Below are 17096 nucleotides of genomic sequence, written 5' to 3'. Positions count from 1 at the left end.
CAGCAGTGCGACTGCATACCCGGAGTCGATCTCTCATACCGTCGCTATACAGCCGAAGATGGCGCCGACTCGACAGAAATGCGACACCTGTCAACCACAGCCGACCGCGCGGACGACGAGCGCTCACGTGGCCGACTACGCTGACACACCGTGACTCTGCCGAACCCCCACCCCGATGCCCGCGCCGTCGTCACCGGAGCTTCCTCCGGTATCGGTGAGGCCCTCGCCACCGAGCTCGCTGCACGCGGGCATTCGCTGATCCTCGTCGCCCGGCGCGGCGACCTGATGGAGACGCTCGCGACCAAGCTCCGCACACATGGCGTCGAGGTCGACGTGCGCGCATGCGACCTGTCCGACCGCGATTCCCGGACCGGTCTCGTCGACGAATTGTCCACGCGGCGGATCAGCATCTTGTGCAACAACGCCGGTATCGCCACGTTCGGTGCGGTGGCCGAGCTGGATCCGTCCTACGAACGGGCGCAGATGGAGCTCAATGCGGTCGCGGTGCACGATCTGACGCTGGCGGTCCTGCCCGGGATGGTCGAGCGCAAGTCCGGTGCGATCCTGATGGTCGGGTCGGCGGCGGGCAACATGGCGATCCCCAACAACGCGACCTATGCGGCCACGAAGGCTTTCGTCAATACCTTCTCCGAGTCGCTTCGCGGCGAGCTGAAGGGCAGTGGCGTGAATGTCACGCTGCTCGCCCCCGGGCCGGTACGCACCGAGGTTCCGGATCCGTCCGACGCGTCGATCGTCGACCGGATCGTTCCCGACTTCCTGTGGATCTCGAGCGAACACACCGCAAAGGTGTCGTTGGATGCGCTCGCACAGAACCGGATGCGCATCGTTCCCGGTCTGATATCCAAGGCGATGTCGGCAGCGGGACAGTTCTCCCCCCGATCCATCTCCGCCCCGATCGCGGGCGCGTTCTACAGGAAGCTCGGCGGCTGACAACCCCCGTCCACGCGAGACCGGCGATCGATGCGGGTGCATCGGTCGCCGGTTTTGTCGCATTACCGTGATCCCGGCCACAGCGGAATGGCACAGTTATCCCTCCGGCCTACCCGCTTCCAACTGGGGTTTTCCAGCTGCTTCTCGATGCCTGGCACGTCGTGCCGGAAGTTCCCCATTGCCTATTCCCTGTGCTAGCAATGATTCACGGGAAATTTTTCACAAACACAGGAGAGACAACTTGTCGGCGAAGATCGCAATTCTTGGAGCAGGACCGAGCGGGCTCGCGCAGCTGCGCGCCTTCGAGGCAGCACGGAAGGCCGGTCTCGATGATATCCCCGACATCGTCTGCTTCGAGAAGCAGGCGGACTGGGGCGGAATGTGGAATTACACGTGGCGCACCGGCCTCGATGCCCACGGCGAGCCCGTGCACACGAGCATGTATCGGTACCTGTGGTCCAACGGCCCCAAGGAATGCCTCGAGTTCGCCGACTATTCCTTCGAGGAGCATTTCGGGCGACCCATCCCCTCATACCCGCCGCGCGCAGTGCTTCTCGACTACATCATGGGCCGGGTCGAGAAAAGCGATGTGCGCAAGTACGTCCGGTTCAATACCGCGGTTCGGTGGGTCGACTACTCCGAGCAGACCGAGAAGTTCACCGTCACCGTGATGGATCACGACAAGGGCGAACTCGAATCCGACGAGTTCGACTACGTCGTGGTTGCGACCGGACACTTCTCAACTCCGAACGTGCCCGAATTCGAGGGCCTCGATCGATTCCCCGGTCGCGTCCTGCACGCGCACGATTTCCGCGATGCAGCAGAATTCGCCGGCAAGCGCCTGCTTCTCGTCGGCAGCAGCTATTCGGCCGAGGACATCGGCACGCAGTGCTACAAGTACGGCGCGAAGGAAGTCACCTTCAGCTACCGCTCGGCGCCGATGGGACACGACTGGCCCGAGGCGTTCTCCGAGGTGCCACTCCTCACCCACGTGGACGGCAACACCGCGCATTTCAAGGACGGCAGCACACGCGAAGTCGACGCCATCGTGCTCTGTACCGGCTACCTGCACCATTTCCCGTTCCTGCCCGACACTCTTCGGCTGCGCACCAACAACCGGCTGTACCCGCGAAACATCTACAAGGGCATCTTCTTCCAGGACAACCCGCGCCTGATGTATCTCGGTATGCAGGACCAGTACTTCACGTTCAACATGTTCGACGCACAGGCCTGGTACGCGCGCGACGTGATGCTGGGCCGGATCGCACTGCCCGGGCCCGCAGCACGTGCCGCAGACATCGAGTCGTGGCGGAGCCGCGAAGAGACGCTGCGTAATCCGGTCGAGGACATCGACTTCCAGGCCGCGTACATTCGCGACCTCGTCGATTCGACGGACTACCCGGAGTTCCACGTCGAGCGCCAAGGCGAGGTGTTCAAGCAGTGGAAGAAGGACAAGAAGGACGACATCATGGGCTACCGCAACCGTAGCTACACGTCGACGCTCACCGGCACTGCCGCACCAGCACTCCCCGCGCCGTGGATGGATATCCTGGACGACTCCCGGGATTCGTTCCTGCACCACAATTTCGAGTACGGCATCGGGTCTGCATCCGGCGAGAAGATCGTCGATGCGCAACCCGAACATCCGCAAACCTCGAGCAGGCCCCGCACCGTCGCACCACGTGTCGACGCGCAGGTATAGCAACTACCGTCGTCGTCGCCGACCGGTCCCGAAGATGCTTCGCGAGATCTCGCGACCGGCGGTCGACGCTGCCGAACGCAGGAACGCCTTCACCGCACTGTTCCCGAGCACCTGCTCGACGAGGGATGATCCGCTGTCGAGCCCTACGTCCGGTGCGCGCTCTCCGGATCGCCCCGGCAGTGGCGGCACCTCGAAATCCGGGTCGTTGTCCGGTGCGCCCGCTACCGTGGCGGTGAGCTTTTCGTATGCCGACTCCCGGTCGATGGTGCGGCCGTACTTTCCGTACAGCGGGCTCGCCTGTGCTGCCGCCCGCATCGCGTTCTCGCCAACCGTGTCCATCAGCGATCTCGGTGGGCGCATCCGCGTCCACGCGACGGGCGTCGGAGCACCCATTTCGGACAGCACCGTCACGATCGCCTCACCCGTCCCCAGCGTCGTGAGGGCGTCCTCGAGATCGTAGAACTCCGTCGTCGGGTAGGTGCGGACCGCCTTCGCCAGCGCCTTCTGGTCGTCCGGGGTGAACGCGCGCAGGGCATGCTGCACACGCGCACCGAGCTGGGAGAGCACCACGTTCGGGATGTCGGACGGCAGCTGCGTGCAGAAGATGATGCCGACCCCTTTCGATCTGATCAGCTTGACCGTCTGCTCGACCTGCTGCAGAAACGCCTTGGACGCATCCGCGAACAACAAGTGCGCCTCGTCGAAGAGGAACACGAGCTTCGGTTCGTCGAGGTCACCAACTTCCGGGAGCGCCTGGAACAGGTCTGCCAGCAACCACATCAGGAATGTGGAGAACAACTGCGGACGCGTCGCCTGATCGCCGAGCTCGATCAGATTGAGCGTCCCCTGACCACCGACGACGTCGAGCAGGTCTTCTGTTTCGAGTTCGGGCTCCCCGAAGAACGTGTCGCCGCCCGCGGCCTCCAAGTTGACGATTGCGCGGAGGATCACCCCCGCCGTCGCCTTGGACACCCCGCCCATGCCGTGGAGTTCGGCCTGCCCCTCGTCGCTCGTCAGGTGCGTGATGGTCTGACGCAGGTCCTTCAGATCGAGCAGTGCGAGACCGTTCTTGTCTGCCCAGTGGAAGATCAGCCCCAGCGTGGATTCCTGGGTCGCGTTCAGTTCGAGCACCTTGCTCAGCAGGATCGGACCGAACGAGGTGACGGTCGCGCGAACGGGGATCCCCACCCCCTCAGTTCCCAGTGAATAGAACCGCACGGGAAAGCCGGTCGGGTTCCAGTCGTCGTCGCCTGTGCCGACCGCGCGGGCCGCGAGCGCATCGTTCATCTCCCCTGCGGCCGACAACCCCGACAGATCGCCCTTCACGTCGGCCACGACGACGGGCACTCCCGCGGTGGAGAGTTGCTCCGCGATCAGCTGCAGCGTCTTGGTCTTTCCGGTGCCGGTGGCGCCTGCCACCAGCCCGTGCCGGTTCAGGGTCGCCAGAGGTATTCGTACGTGGGCCGCCGGATCGACCACGCCGTCGTGCACGACAGCGCCCAATTCCAGCGCCCCGCCGATGACGGCATAGCCGTCGGCGATCGTCATGCTCGGTCGCGAAGTTTCGGCCATTCGATCTCCCCAATCGACCTGTGACAGGCCTCGGCGCACCCACCGACGACCTTAACCGCTCCAGCATCTGGCTACGCTGTCAGTTGTGCAGGACAAACTCGTATGGATCGATTGTGAGATGACCGGGCTGCAGATCGGCAGCGACAAGCTGATCGAGATTGCGGCGCTGGTCACCGATAGCGACCTCAATGTGCTGGGCGACGGAGTGGACATCGTCATCCACGCCGACGATGCCGCACTCGCCGCCATGCCGGACGTGGTGCAGCAGATGCACGCGAAGTCCGGACTCACCGAGGAAGTGCGCCGCTCCACCGTCAGCCTCGCCGAGGCCGAGAAGCTGGTGCTCGACTACATCCGTGAGCACGTCACCGAACCGGGCACCGCCCCCCTTGCCGGCAACTCGATCGGAACCGATCGCACCTTCATCGCCAGGGACATGCCCGAGTTGGACGGCTTCCTTCACTACCGGATGGTGGACGTCAGCTCGATCAAGGAACTGACCCGCCGCTGGTACCCACGGATCTATTTCGGTCAACCGGAGAAAGGGCTGTCGCATCGGGCGCTGGCCGATATCAAAGAGTCGATCCGCGAATTGCGCTACTACCGACGCACGGTGTTCGTCCCCGAGCCCGGACCGTCGTCTGCCGACATCGCCACTGCAGTGAAGGACCTCGGACCGGCCTGACCAGGCGATTCGGCGTTTTCGCCAAAGTCACGCTAGTATCTGTACCGCAAGCGCACGCGGATTACGACCGTAGGCGATTGCGATGGTGAGTGTAGTTCAGTTGGTAGAGCACCAGGTTGTGATCCTGGCTGTCGCGGGTTCGAGTCCCGTCACTCACCCCAACAGAAACCCTCTGTGACCCGAGATTATTCAGGACACAGGGGGTTTCTTCATGCCTCCATGCAACCACGCCCACGCGGTTCGAGGGTGGCGAGATCTTCGACGGCGATCACCGTCGCGTCGGCGGCGGCCGCGTAGTCGGCGACCTGACGCGCGAAATGGAACGCGAGTTCCCGGTTGATCGTGCCGCGCTTGACGCCGACCGCGCCGCGGTCCCGCATCCTCGAGAAGTCGATGTTGACTCTGCTTCGACCGCAACCGGTAGGACCGACCCGAAACGACGCCAGCAGTGCCATGAAGTCGTCCATCAGTTCCTCCGCCAGCGATATCTCGCGCTGCTCACGCAGCACCTCGACGGTAACTCCGACCACTGACAGGTACCGTTCGATCCACACCACCTGCGAACCGAGTCGATCCCGCCACACCACGCGTACCACCGTGAAGTGTCCCCGGGCGGCGTCGTCGCTGCTCAGTGACCTGTCGAACCCGGACCTGCTGGTCATCGACGACTTCCTCACCGTCGGCATCGACAGTGACGCCGCCTGCGACCTATTCGCCATCTTGGCCAACCGGGAGCACCGGCTGCCCACCAGTACGCTGACGAGACCCCAGAAAACCCTAATCGTGAGGTGGGCTACCCATCCTGATCAACTCCGTACGATAGGCGGCAAGAATGGCAGTTCCGCTCGTCCCCGCTCCCACCCACCTGGACACCCACGCCGGCTCGTTCACGATCGCAGACCGCGTACCGGTCGTCGTGGCCGCGGCGGAGCTCGATGCCACCGTGTTGCGCTTCATCGAGGACGTCACCGTCGACTCCGGCCTCGTCCTCGATCAGATTCCTCGAAGCACGCAGACACCCGCCATCACCGTCGAGTTGGCCACCGACGAACTCGACTCAGTGGCCCCGGCGGGCGGGATCCGAGCCGACGGCAAATCTGTGCACGGCGCAGCGGACGAACGCTACGGTCTCCGCATCTCCGCCGCCGGCATCCGCGTCTGGGGCGCGACTGCCGAAGGAGTGCACCGGGGCCTCACCTCACTGCGCCAACTTTTCGCCGCCAGCACCCTGGCGGGTCGCACCGACCTCGAGGCTTTGTCGATCATCGACGGCCCCCGCTTCGCCTGGCGCGGGTTGTCGTTCGACGTCGCCCGCACCTTCCACGGCCCGGACACGGTTCGCCGCGTCATCGACATGTGTTCGCTGCACAAGCTCAACGTGCTGCATCTACACCTCACCGACGACCAAGGCTGGCGAATCGAAGTGCCGACCAGGCCGGAGCTGATCAGCATCGGCAGCACCGGGGCCATCGGCGACCGTCCGGGCGGGTACTACACACTCGCCGAGATGGCCGAGCTCGTTTCCTACGCGGCGGCCCGATTCGTCACTGTCGTGCCCGAGATCGACATGCCCGGGCATACCGGTGCGATCTTCGAGGCCTACCCTGAGCTGGCGCCGCCGAACGCGGAAAAGGTGCGCGAGGGTTTGGCTGTCGGCACCCTCGATCCCGAATCGGACGCGACATGGCGGTTCGTCGAAGACGTCCTCGACGCAGTGATCCCTCAATTCCCGCAGAGCGCCTACATGCATATCGGAGGCGACGAGGCGTTCGGGATGGCGGACGAAGCGCATGCGGCGTTCGTGGAACGGGCCATCGAACTCGTTCGGGAACGTCGCCGCCTCGCCGTCGGATGGCAAGAGATCGCCCGTGCGACGCTGAACTCGGAGGTCACTGTTCAGTACTGGATGGACTCGCGTGCGACCGAGGCCATGATGAACAACGACGTCCTGCAGGATCTGGTGCCGGCCGAGATGCTGCCACTGCTGCGCGACACGCTGAACAAGGCCGCTGAGGATGTACCCCGAGCACTGAAGGCCGGCACCAAGCTCCTGATCTCGCCGATGAGTCGCGTGTACTTCGACAGCCCACACGCGGACTCCGCTGCCGATTCGACGCAGGAAGACCTGCGTGGCCGCATAGGGCTGCCGGTCTATGCTCCGATGTCGCTGCGCCACGGTGTGGAGTGGGACCCTGTCGACGACACCCCGGGGGTCGCTTCGGATGATCAGGTCGCCGGTGTCGAAGCTGCGATCTGGTGCGAAACGATCGCCACCGGCGAAGAGCTCGAGTTCATGCTCCTGCCACGGCTGGGCGGACTCGCCGAGAAGGCCTGGGGACCCCGTGGAACCACCGCGTGGGACGACTACGCCGAGCGGATCGCGGCACAATCGCTCGTCTGGGACGTCCGCGGATGGACCTGGTTCCGCGCCGACAGTGTCGCCTGGCCTGTCGCCGAGCGACCTCAGTCGAACCGGCGGATCTGATCACGACGATGACCCCAGACGGTGAGCCCGGCGAGAACCACGATCCACACCGCGAGCATCACCAACGACAGCGGCCCGACGGACTCCCCGGTGAGCGCGACCAACACCAGATCGGTCGCGCCCCGAGTGGGTACGTAGGGCGCGATCCGCTCGATGATTTCCGGCGTGTCCGCCTCGTCGAAGAACATCCCGCCCGCCACCGCGAGCGGCAGGAAGCCGATGCTGTTGGCGATGACGGCCGCTCGCATCGACATCAAGTAACCCATCGCCAGCCCCATCAGGGTGAAGGTCACCACCGCGATCAGCAGCGCTCCCGCCGCCAGCAGTACCCGCGGCGGCGGAGCCGTGGCCGCGGTGAACAGTCCGGCCACCAGCAGGATCGGGATAATCGCCGCTCCGACAACGACCAGCCCGACCAGCAGATGGCCGAGCATCTGCGGCGCGATTCCACCCGGGAGGGTGCGCAGGTAGTTCCCCCAGGCGGACTCCCGTTGCGCCGCGATCGCGACGCTGAAATGGCCGACGCAGGCCATGAGCACCCCGAACACCACCAGGGTTGCGGTGGCCGAAGTGATCGCCGCTGCATCCTGCCCGATGAACGGCACGACGAAGAACACCATGACGCCGACCGGGACCAGCGCCACGGTCAGGAACATCGTGGGCGTGCGAATATTGTCGGCGAGGTTGCGCTGGGTGTAGGTCATGGTCAAAGAGGACATACAAGGGCCTCTCGGGTCATGTGGCCCGCCGATCACCGGTGATCGCCAGGAAGGCGTCCTCCAGCGAGGCGGACTCGATCTCGATGTCGGTGAAGGATGCGCCGGAGGTCACCAGTTCTCGGACCAGCGCACCGGCGTCGTTGGTGAGCAGATGGGTGCGGTCGGCGTCTCGTTCGATCGAGGCAACCCCGATCAATTCCGGCAGCACCGGGTCGGTCAGCGTGACCCGCTTGAGCCGGACCCGTCCGCGGATCTCGGCGACGCCACCGTCGGCGATGATCCGGCCGCGGTCCATCACCACGACCCGGTCGGCGAGCGCCTCTACTTCCTCGATGTAGTGGCTGGTCAGCAGGACGGCTCCGCCGTCCGCATGGAAGGAACGGATGCCGTCCCACAATGCCCGCCGGGCGCCCACGTCGAGGCCGGTGGTGGGTTCGTCCAGAAACACCAACCGAGGCCGCCCGGCGAAGGCCAGTGCGACGGCCACCCGTCGTTGCTGTCCGCCGGACAATCCGCCGGCCTGCCGATCGGCGAGGGAGGCGAGGCCGAAGCGATCGAGCAGCTCGGTTCGGTCCACCGGGTCGGGGAAGTGCGCCGCAACGAAGTCCACCAGTTCGGCGACCCGCCACGTCTCCGGCAGTCCGGTCTGCTGCGGCGTCACACCGATCACACGTCGCGCCGCCTCGCTGCGTGGGTCGGCTCCGCACAGCTCGACACTGCCGGAACTCGGCCGCAGCAACCCTGTCATGAGGTTGATCAGGGTGGACTTGCCGGCACCGTTGGGCCCCAGCAATCCGAGCACCTGCCCGGCCCGAACTTCCAGGGACACACCGTCCAGCGCGGTCGCGTCGCGGTAACGACGGGTGAGGTCCAGTGCTCGGGCGAGGATGGTCATGCGTCGGCCGCCGGAAGCTGTCGGTTCGGATCGATCATGATCGACGGGAGTTCGGGGAAGACGACGGGGCCGGGTTCTCCGTGCGGCACGATGGGCCATGCCTCGCCGCTCCCGCCACGGGCGAGCACCAGCTCTGCAACCTCGGCGACTCGTTCGGGTGGCAGGACGGCCACCCCGAGATCGTTGATGTACGGGATCGCCTCACCGAGGATCGGGGTGTCGATGAAGGTGGGACACAGCGCGTTCACGGTGACGCCCCGGTCGGCCACGATCGGCGCGACCGAACGGACCAGCCCGATCACGGCATGTTTGGTCGCCGCGTAGAGGGGGTTGATCGGGCTCTCACTCAAACCGGCCAGACTGGAGGTGGCCAGAATCGCGCCGGAGCCCCGTTCGGTGAACGCCTCCAGGGCCGCATGCAGCCCGTAGACCACCCCGTCGAGGTTGACGGAGACCAGGTCGCGGTAGTGCTCAGGCCGGAAGTCCTCGATGAAGCCGCCCTGTTCACCGATTCCAGCGTTCAGGACCGCGACGTCGAGCCCGCCGAAACGCTCGGTCGCGACCCGGACAGCCTCGAGGTTGTCGGCCCGCTGGGCGACGTCGGCGCGGACGAAAACCCCGCCGATCTCGCGGGCGATTGCCTCCCCAGCCGGATCGATGTCGGCGATGACCACGTGGGCGCTGCAGGACGCGAAGCGTCGGGCGACGGCCGCACCGATTCCACTGGCTCCCCCGGTCACGAGTACGACCTTGCCGTCGAGTGGGTTCATTTCTGCTCCGAGGTGGACGGGACCCGCCGGGTGGCGTGGTCGATGGCAGTGATGATCTCCTGCAGGTAACGGTCGATGTCGAGGTCGGGTTCGTGGGACAGCGCGGTGGGAACGGCGTCGATCGCGCCGCGCACGATCCGGGCCATGACGGTGCCATCGAAGGCCCGGAACTCGCCGCATGCGTGCCCCGCCGCGAACAGCTGTTCCAGCGGCAACAGCATCTGCCGGTCGAATTCGCTCGGGTCGGCCTCGGGTAGGTCGGCCAGACCGCCGCCGGTAATTATCTCCACGATCGCGACCATCCGGGCCGGGTAGGCGCGCATGTACTCCAGGTTCGAGCGGATGTAGGCCTGTAGCTGCCCGGCGGGGGTGGTCTCGGCCTCGATCATCGGCGTCATGAAAGCGGCCGCGTCGCTGTAGACAGTGGTGATCACCTGACTGAACAGCTCGGACTTCCCTGCGAAGTGGTAGGAGATCAGCCCGCGACTGATGCCCGCGCGAGCGCTGATCTTTCCCATCGACGCGCGGTGGTAGCCGACCTCGGCGATGGTCTCGATCGCGGCGGCCACTATCTGACCCCGCCGCGCCTCTTCGATGAACGAGCGAGACTGGCCGACACGATCAGTATTTGGCAGCATGGCCAAAATTTAGCACACAATGCCAAACCGCTGGCCTGAACCCGGAGTCACCGCAGCGTAGGTGTGCGCCGCAGCACTACTCTGCGAGCAGCCGCGCCACGAACGGGGTCGTGTCGGGCATCGACCGTTCGATGGCGGTGAAGTGCCCGGCCATATAGACGCGATAGTCCACGTCCGTCCCCGCTGCCGTCATGTCGGCGGCCAGTTTCGCCGACAACGGGATCGGCACCATGACGTCGTGCACACCGTGCCCCAGGAAAATCGGACGGTCGTAGCCACTGGTGGGGACCGCCAAATAGTCGGCGAGAACGGCGGGCAGCTCGCCCTCGAACATCGGACGCGCCGGCAACTCACCGATGCTCACACCCCGGGCGAGAGCATCGAGTTCGTCGTAGCAGAGCACCTCCGCCTGATCGAGGATCTCCCGGCCGGCCGGCGTGAAGTAGCTGTCGATGTCGACCTCGGGATAGGCATCACGCACTCCGGAGAAGAGATACCCACTGAACGACACGAGGCCCCACAGGCCCGGATCCGGGAGACCGGGAACGCCCAGCGTGAATGCCGACTCGAGGTTGGCCGGTGCCCCGGTCGCAACGGTGCCCCGGAAATCGAGTTCCGGGGCGCGGGAGGTCGCGATGTCGGCGGTGTGCAGAGCCGCGTGGCCACCCTGCGAGTGCCCGATCACCACCCAGCGATCGGACAGGGACGGATCGACTGCACGACCGGCACGGACGCTGTCGACGACGCTGTTCGCGGCGCTCTGACCGTCGAGGTATCGGTGGAGCCCCTCCGAACCGAGCCCGGGGTAGTCGGCCGACACCACCGCGTATCCCTGCCCCAGCCAGTGCCCGAGGTACATCTTCTCGACATCGGATCGGGGGGTGCGGGTCGTCAGCGAACAGTCGTCGCCGACACCGGTCGTCCCGTGTGCCCACGCAACGACAGGCCAGCCACCATCGGGTGCATCGCCTTCCGGCACGAACAAGGCACCGGTCGCGACCGTGGGCTCACCAGATCGCCATTGCGTGCCGTATTCGATCTTCTCGGCTACGGCGACGCCGGGAAGGGAAAGTTCGGGAGGAAGTGGTTCGACCGAGACAAGCGCGCCGGGGTCCACCCCCGCGGAGGCACCCGATGCGGGCGCAGCAGTCGCGATGTGCGACCCGAGCAGTTGAGGAGCAACGAGGCTCAGCGCCACAACGGCGCCGAGCCACGTTCGAGTGCGGGTCACCGGCTAGGCATTCGCGTTACCGGCCTTCCAGGTTTCCCACGGAATGTTCCAGTCGCCGAGGCCATCGGTGCCGGACAGCGTCCCGCCGACCGTGTTGCTCACGATCACGATGTCGCCGCGCTTGGTGTTGTCGAAGATCCATTTGGCGTTCGCGGGGCTCAGGTTCAGGCACCCGTGACTGGTATTTCGGTAGCCCTGGTCGCCGAGCGACCACGGCGCCGAATGGAAGAAGATTCCGCTGTAGGACATGCGGGTCGCCCAGTCGACCGGGGTGCGGTAGCCGTCAGTGGAGTCCACAGCCACCCCGTACGTCGAGGAGTCCATGATCATGTGATCGAACCGGTCGCCGATCGTGTAGATGCCGTTGGGTGTGGGGGTGTCGTCCTTACCCATCGACGTCGGCATCGTGATCACGTCGGCACCGTTGCGATTGACGACCACCTGCTTGGTGTTGTCGTCGACCCGGATGATCACCGAGTCGCCGATCGTGAACGCCGTGTTGACATCGGACTGGCCGAACAGGCCCTCGCCCAGATCCTTACCGTAGGCCTTCACATCGACCGAGACGGTGGTGCCAGGAGCCCAGTACTGCTCTGGCCGCCAGCGCACCTCACGGTTGTTGACCCAATAGAATGCGCCTTCCACCGGGGGGTTCGTCGTGATCGTGATCGCTTCTTCTGCGGCAAGGCGATTCGGGATGTTCTCGTCGAACTGCACCGCGACCGGCTGACCGATACCGACGACCGAACCTTCACTGGGCATCACGTACGGCTGAGTGAGGTTGGACGGAGACGACGTCGTGAACGACAGCGTCGAGGTGGTGGCACCACCGAGCCCGTAGGCGACGGCTTCGAGGGCGTACTGGCGGTTGTACCCGAGCGGTTCGGTGTTGACCCAGGTCGCGTCGTCCTCGATCGCGCCGGCGACCGGCTCCCCGTCGGGATTGAGCAGGGTGACCGATTCGAGTTTGCCGTTGACCACCGAGACCGTCACGGGCTCGATCGGAGAGAAGCCGACACCTCCGTCCTCCACGTTGGCCGACACCGTCGGCTTGATGAGCGCCGCGAGCGGGTTCGAGTCGATCGGCACCTCGTCGGCCCCGGCACTCGAACCGGGTGAGCAAGCCGTGACGAAGGCCATGAGCCCGACGATCATCAGCCCCAACACGGCTCCGGTAGGCCGCCGACGCGGACTCCTCACTTGTTCTTGTTGCACTGCCACTCTCCGCTCCCGCCTCCCCGCAGGCACCAAAACTGCAGGTAACACATGTAAAAATGATCTTGCCAGCCCACGTTTCGCGCAGACCTCTCGACGCCCCGCAACGTCGATAACGTTCGAATACCGAATCGCCGCCGCGGCGTCGCGCGTTACAGCGACTCGAACCTGAATTCGCCCTGACCAGGCGATTTGGCGCGATCTTCGAAGGTGTGTAATCTTCTCTTCGTCGCCGAGACAACGGCTCGAAGACACAACACCAAGCGCCATTAGCTCAATTGGCAGAGCAGCTGACTCTTAATCAGCGGGTTCGGGGTTCGAGTCCCTGATGGCGCACAACAAAAAGCCTCACACCGGGGACGATACCGGTGTGGGGCTCTTTCAGCACTGTTGCCCTCGGCACAGTAGAATGCATCATCCTTCCACGATCACCGGGTCGCCGAGCTTGACGTTTCCGTAGTACCAGCCGGCATTCTCGGTGCTGAGGTTGATACAGCCGTGACTGACGTTCGCGTATCCCTGAGAGTCCACCGACCACGGTGCGGCATGCACGAAAATACCGCCCCAGGTGAGCCTCACCGCATATTCGGTGTCGATTCGGTAGCCCTCGGGCGAGTCGATCGGCACACCGTACGTCGACGAATCCATGACCAGGTGCCGAAACTTCTCGAGCACCGTGAATGTACCGACCGGCGTTTCGTATCCCGGCTTGCCCATCGACGTCGGCATCGTCCGCACGACCTCACCGTTCAAGCTGACCGTGAACTGGTGGGTCGAGCGATTCGCGACCGCGATGAATGAGTCACCGACCTGGAAATGAGTCCGCGACCCGCCGACGAGGACTGTGACGTCGGTGTTTCCAGGCCAGAATCCGTCCGGCACCCAGTGGAGTTCCTGATCGCTCACCCAGGTGAAGTGTCCGTCGACGGGTGTGGCGGTGACGATCTGCACGGCGTTCTCGGCCGTTGCCCGGTCTGTGACCGGTGCGGCGAATCGCACGATCACCGGATGTGCGACACCGACCACCTCCCCTACCGCGGGCTCGACCGCCGAGATGCCGACACCGCCGGGCGGGGCCTCGGCGACGGTCCCCGCAGCGGCCGCAGCTCCGGATCCGAACCACACCACCGTGGCGAGAACAGTGGCCAGGAACAATCGTGCGTTCCACCGAAGATCCCGCATGACGGTCGCCTCCTTCGCGCAAAGACAGACCCCGACCCATCCAGTGAATCACGTCATACTTGCTGGCGCGGCACATGGCGAATTGTCGTACACACGGTGAGTGCCCGCGTCGAGAACGACGCGGGCACTCACCGAACCGCATGAATCAGCGCAGAATCTTGCGCAGCACGAGCAGCCCCACCACCGCGCCCACCGCAATAGCGGCGTACTTCTTCACCTGAGGCTGGTTCACCTTCGCGGCAAGGCTCTGCTTGGTGTGTTCCACCAGGTTCTTCGGATTTGCACGGAGGCTCAGTTCGTCGAGCGTGCTCGCGAGCTGGTTGCGGGCCTTTTCGATGTCCCGCTCGATGTCGCCGGTGTCCCTAGCCACGTGATCCTCCAGAAAGTCGCTGCAGTGTGCTGCGACCACGGTAATGGACGATCGGTCTACTACTGTCGCGGACATGACGGAAACCAGCAGACTCGCCCCCGGCGACACCGCCCCCGATTTCACACTTGCCGACGCCGACGGCAACGAGGTGTCGCTGTCCGACTACCGCGGCCGCAAAGTCATCGTGTACTTCTACCCTGCCGCGAGTACGCCCGGCTGCACGAAGCAGGCCTGCGATTTCCGCGACAACCTCGCCGAACTGGGCGATGCCGGGCTCGACGTGGTAGGCATCTCCCCCGACAAGCCGGCGAAGCTCGCGAAGTTCCGCGACAACCAGGAACTCAACTTCCCGCTGTTGTCGGACCCCGAGAAGACGACGCTCACCGCATGGGGTGCGTTCGGCGAGAAGAAGATGTACGGCAAGACGGTGCAAGGCGTCATCCGCTCGACCTTCCTCGTCGACGAGGACGGCAAGATCGAGGTCGCGCAATACAACGTCCGCGCGACAGGCCATGTCGCCAAGCTGCGACGCGACCTCTCGGTCTGACCTACTCGGCGCCGCCGGCCAGGGAACGCAGCAAGACCGCCTCCGCCACCGCAAGATTCTCGATCTCGGACGGATCGACACTCTCGTTCGGGGCGTGGATGACGCAGCGAGGCTCCTCGACCCCGATCAGCGCGATCTCCGCAGTCGGCGCCGCACGCTGCAGCGCAGTGCACAACGGGATCGACCCGCCTTGGCCTGCGGTGCCTACCTCACACCCGTACGCGGCTTCGAGCGCCGCGCGCAACGCGGTGTAGCCGGGTCCGTCGGTCACGGCGCGGAACGGTTCGCCGACGACGTCGCGCTCGATCCGCAGGTGTGCACCCCACGGCACCTGCGCTTCGAGGTGCGCGACGAGCGAGTTCTGCGCGGTGGTCGCGTCGATCCCGGGCGGCACCCGCAGGTTCAGACGCGCAGACGCGCGGGGCACGATCGCGGCGGCCGAGCCGACGACCGGCGGGGCATCGATTCCGAGCACAGTGAGTGCTGGACGGGCCCAGACGGCGTCGGCGATCGACCCGGTTGTCGGTAACGACACCCCGTCGAGGACACCGGCGTCGGCGCGGAACCGGTCTTCGGGATACGGCACCCCGTCCCACGTTGCGGTGGCGTCGAGGCCGTCGACGACGGTGTTTCCGTCGGCGTCGCGGAGGGTGCCCAGCAGGTGTACCAGTGCGGCGAGCGCGTCGGGCGCTCCCCCGCCGTACATGCCGGAGTGCACTTCACCCTTCAGCGTCTCGATATGGACGTCGACGTTCGCGATGCCGCGCAGCGTTGTGGTGAGAGTCGGCTTTCCCACCTCGGTGTTGCCGCTGTCGCCGATGATGATGAGGTCGGCCTGGAACAGCTCCGGTCGCTCCTCGACCAGATGGTCGAGTCCCTCACCTCCCATTTCCTCGGATCCCTCGATGACGATCCGCACGCCCACCGGTAGGGGTCCGTCCTCGAGCACCGCACGCAACGCGAGCAGATGCATCATGATGTTGCCCTTGCAGTCGGCGGCGCCACGCCCGTACCAACGACCGTTGCGCTCCGTGAGCGTGAACGGCGGGCTGTCTCAAAGGTCTTCGTTGCCCGGGGGCTGCACGTCGTAGTGGCTGTAGAGCAGGATGGTGGGAGCTCCGGGCGGAGCGGGGGTGTGCCCGACGACGGCGAGTGATCCGTCGGAGGTTTCGATGAGTTCGACGTGGTCCAGTCCGGCTGCGGCGAACGCGTCGCGCACCCACGTTGCGGCCCCGACACATTCGGCGACGGGAAACTGTCGTGGGTCGGCGACCGAGCGGAAGGCGACCATCGTCGCGAGTTCGGCGCGGGCGGCCGGCATCGACGCGCCGACCCGATCACGCACGCGCTGCACCTGTTCTCGGTCCGGCAATCTCATCTCTCGTCCTCCACGTTTCGGATGTACATGTCGATGCCGTCGAGGAGTCGTTCGAGTCCGAAACGGAAATCGTGTTCGTGCCACTGCTCGGGGTCCGAATCCGCCGGATCAGGATCGAATGCGCCGGCGGCGACCGCGGCGAGCACCCACCGGAATCGCTCCGGGTCGAGAATGCGCGGCATGACGGTGGGGTAATCGAGTTGGTCGTCCGTCATGGTCGATTCGAGTTCCCACGAGAATCGCGCGCGACTGATGACGTACAGCGAGATTGTCATCGCTATCTGCGCTTTCGTGCCCTCGTCGAGGGGCGTGTCGGAGAGGGCGCCGAGACCGGCATTGAGCCAGGCCATGCTGTTCGGCCAGTACGGGGCCGATTTGATCGGATGCTCGGTCAGCCATCGGTGTTCGCGCAACCCGCGATACTCGGCGATCGCCCAACTGCCGAGCCGGTCTCGCCAGGGTCCGTCCGTGGGCAGTTCGGGGGGAGCGCCGAGCGCGCGGTCCCACGCGAGATCGATGAGTTGGTCCTTGTTGTCGACGTAGCGGTACAGCGACATCGTGGTGAAGCCGAGTTTCTTCGCCACGCGACTCATCGAGAGTGCGTCGAATCCGTCGGCATTCGCCACGGCGATCGCCGCGTCGAGAACCTGATCGAGGGTGAGGCCACGACGCGGACCTCGGGTGCCGGGATCATCCAGACCCCAGGCCCGCTGCACGCTGCGGGGTAATGCGCGGTCGGACGCGGGACTACTCATG

15 protein-coding genes, 2 tRNA genes and 2 pseudogenes are annotated in these 17096 nt (G+C 65.2%); 7 read left to right on the top strand and 12 right to left on the bottom strand.

The annotated features are described in order from the left end of the window. Positions 1–150 precede the first annotated feature (150 nt). Together cmrA and ACZI8W_RS23115 are read left to right on the top strand one after the other, a co-directional pair. Positions 151–951, top strand: coding sequence for a mycolate reductase (gene cmrA / locus ACZI8W_RS23120; RefSeq protein ID WP_463370851.1), 801 nt, complete (start codon positions 151–153; stop codon positions 949–951). Between the two features lie 241 nt (positions 952–1192). Next, positions 1193–2653, top strand: coding sequence for a flavin-containing monooxygenase (locus ACZI8W_RS23115; protein ID WP_463370850.1), 1461 nt, complete (start codon positions 1193–1195; stop codon positions 2651–2653). Between the two features lie 3 nt (positions 2654–2656). Here the strand turns inward: ACZI8W_RS23115 and ACZI8W_RS23110 are convergent, their stop codons facing one another. Then, complete coding sequence (locus ACZI8W_RS23110) at positions 2657–4225, bottom strand: helicase HerA-like domain-containing protein (RefSeq protein ID WP_463370849.1); 1569 nt, start codon at positions 4223–4225, stop codon at positions 2657–2659. Between the two features lie 85 nt (positions 4226–4310). On the opposite strand from ACZI8W_RS23110, the gene orn reads away from it, so the two are divergent. Both orn and ACZI8W_RS23100 read left to right on the top strand, forming a co-directional pair. Further along, positions 4311–4910, top strand: a complete 600-nt coding sequence (gene orn, locus ACZI8W_RS23105) for an oligoribonuclease (protein WP_463370848.1) — start codon at positions 4311–4313, stop codon at positions 4908–4910. An 85-nt stretch (positions 4911–4995) separates the two neighbouring features. Next, positions 4996–5071 (top strand) — tRNA-His (locus tag ACZI8W_RS23100). A gap of 63 nt (positions 5072–5134) precedes the next feature. Here the strand turns inward: ACZI8W_RS23100 and ACZI8W_RS23095 are convergent. Continuing rightward, positions 5135–5281 (bottom strand): annotated as a pseudogene (locus ACZI8W_RS23095) (zinc ribbon domain-containing protein); the annotation flags it as partial. A 461-nt stretch (positions 5282–5742) separates the two neighbouring features. On the opposite strand from ACZI8W_RS23095, the gene ACZI8W_RS23090 reads away from it, so the two are divergent. Next, positions 5743–7395: a beta-N-acetylhexosaminidase gene (locus ACZI8W_RS23090; RefSeq protein ID WP_463370847.1), complete on the top strand. Its 1653-nt coding sequence runs from the start codon at positions 5743–5745 to the stop codon at positions 7393–7395. On the opposite strand, the gene ACZI8W_RS23085 is transcribed toward ACZI8W_RS23090, so the two are convergent. The 6 genes from ACZI8W_RS23085 to ACZI8W_RS23060 all read right to left on the bottom strand — a co-directional run bounded on the left by ACZI8W_RS23085 (position 7374) and on the right by ACZI8W_RS23060 (position 12788). Next, complete coding sequence (locus ACZI8W_RS23085) at positions 7374–8099, bottom strand: ABC transporter permease (RefSeq protein WP_463370846.1); 726 nt, start codon at positions 8097–8099, stop codon at positions 7374–7376. The two genes, ACZI8W_RS23090 and ACZI8W_RS23085, sit on opposite strands and share 22 nt — an antisense overlap. A 31-nt stretch (positions 8100–8130) precedes the next feature. Continuing rightward, positions 8131–9009 carry an ABC transporter ATP-binding protein gene (locus ACZI8W_RS23080; RefSeq protein WP_463370845.1) on the bottom strand — a complete coding sequence of 293 codons (879 nt, stop codon included), beginning with the start codon at positions 9007–9009 and terminating at the stop codon, positions 8131–8133. After that, on the bottom strand, positions 9006–9779 hold the full coding sequence (locus ACZI8W_RS23075) for an SDR family NAD(P)-dependent oxidoreductase (RefSeq protein WP_463370844.1): 774 nt from the start codon (positions 9777–9779) through the stop codon (positions 9006–9008). Before ACZI8W_RS23075 ends, ACZI8W_RS23080 begins: the two co-directional genes overlap by 4 nt. Continuing rightward, positions 9776–10417 carry a TetR/AcrR family transcriptional regulator gene (locus ACZI8W_RS23070; protein WP_463370843.1) on the bottom strand — a complete coding sequence of 214 codons (642 nt, stop codon included), beginning with the start codon at positions 10415–10417 and terminating at the stop codon, positions 9776–9778. Before ACZI8W_RS23070 ends, ACZI8W_RS23075 begins: the two co-directional genes overlap by 4 nt. 76 nt (positions 10418–10493) lie before the next feature. Continuing rightward, on the bottom strand, positions 10494–11615 hold the full coding sequence (locus ACZI8W_RS23065) for an alpha/beta fold hydrolase (protein WP_463370880.1): 1122 nt from the start codon (positions 11613–11615) through the stop codon (positions 10494–10496). Between the two features lie 36 nt (positions 11616–11651). Then, positions 11652–12788: a L,D-transpeptidase gene (locus ACZI8W_RS23060; protein WP_463370879.1), complete on the bottom strand. Its 1137-nt coding sequence runs from the start codon at positions 12786–12788 to the stop codon at positions 11652–11654. A gap of 338 nt (positions 12789–13126) precedes the next feature. On the opposite strand from ACZI8W_RS23060, the gene ACZI8W_RS23055 reads away from it, so the two are divergent. Beyond that, positions 13127–13199: transfer RNA gene (locus tag ACZI8W_RS23055), tRNA-Lys, on the top strand. Positions 13200–13277: 78 nt separating this feature from the next. Here ACZI8W_RS23055 and ACZI8W_RS23050 read toward each other — a convergent pair. Both ACZI8W_RS23050 and ACZI8W_RS23045 read right to left on the bottom strand, forming a co-directional pair. Continuing rightward, positions 13278–14045 (bottom strand): L,D-transpeptidase, encoded by a 768-nt coding sequence (locus ACZI8W_RS23050; protein WP_463370842.1) that lies wholly within the window; start codon positions 14043–14045, stop codon positions 13278–13280. A gap of 145 nt (positions 14046–14190) precedes the next feature. After that, positions 14191–14415, bottom strand: a complete 225-nt coding sequence (locus ACZI8W_RS23045; protein ID WP_463370841.1) for a DUF3618 domain-containing protein — start codon at positions 14413–14415, stop codon at positions 14191–14193. Positions 14416–14488: 73 nt separating this feature from the next. On the opposite strand from ACZI8W_RS23045, the gene bcp reads away from it, so the two are divergent. After that, positions 14489–14962, top strand: a complete 474-nt coding sequence (gene bcp, locus ACZI8W_RS23040; protein ID WP_463370840.1) for a thioredoxin-dependent thiol peroxidase — start codon at positions 14489–14491, stop codon at positions 14960–14962. 1 nt (position 14963) lies between these two features. Here bcp and ACZI8W_RS23035 read toward each other — a convergent pair. Further along, positions 14964–16340: pseudogene (locus ACZI8W_RS23035) on the bottom strand (M20/M25/M40 family metallo-hydrolase). Further along, positions 16337–17095: a TetR/AcrR family transcriptional regulator gene (locus ACZI8W_RS23030; protein ID WP_463370839.1), complete on the bottom strand. Its 759-nt coding sequence runs from the start codon at positions 17093–17095 to the stop codon at positions 16337–16339. Before ACZI8W_RS23030 ends, ACZI8W_RS23035 begins: the two are co-directional and overlap by 4 nt. Position 17096: the final 1 nt, after the last annotated feature.

The organism is Rhodococcus ruitaii (assembly GCF_055230935.1).
The sequence above is the reverse complement of the archived record's forward strand: the minus strand, read 5'-3'. Positions and strand labels throughout refer to the sequence as shown.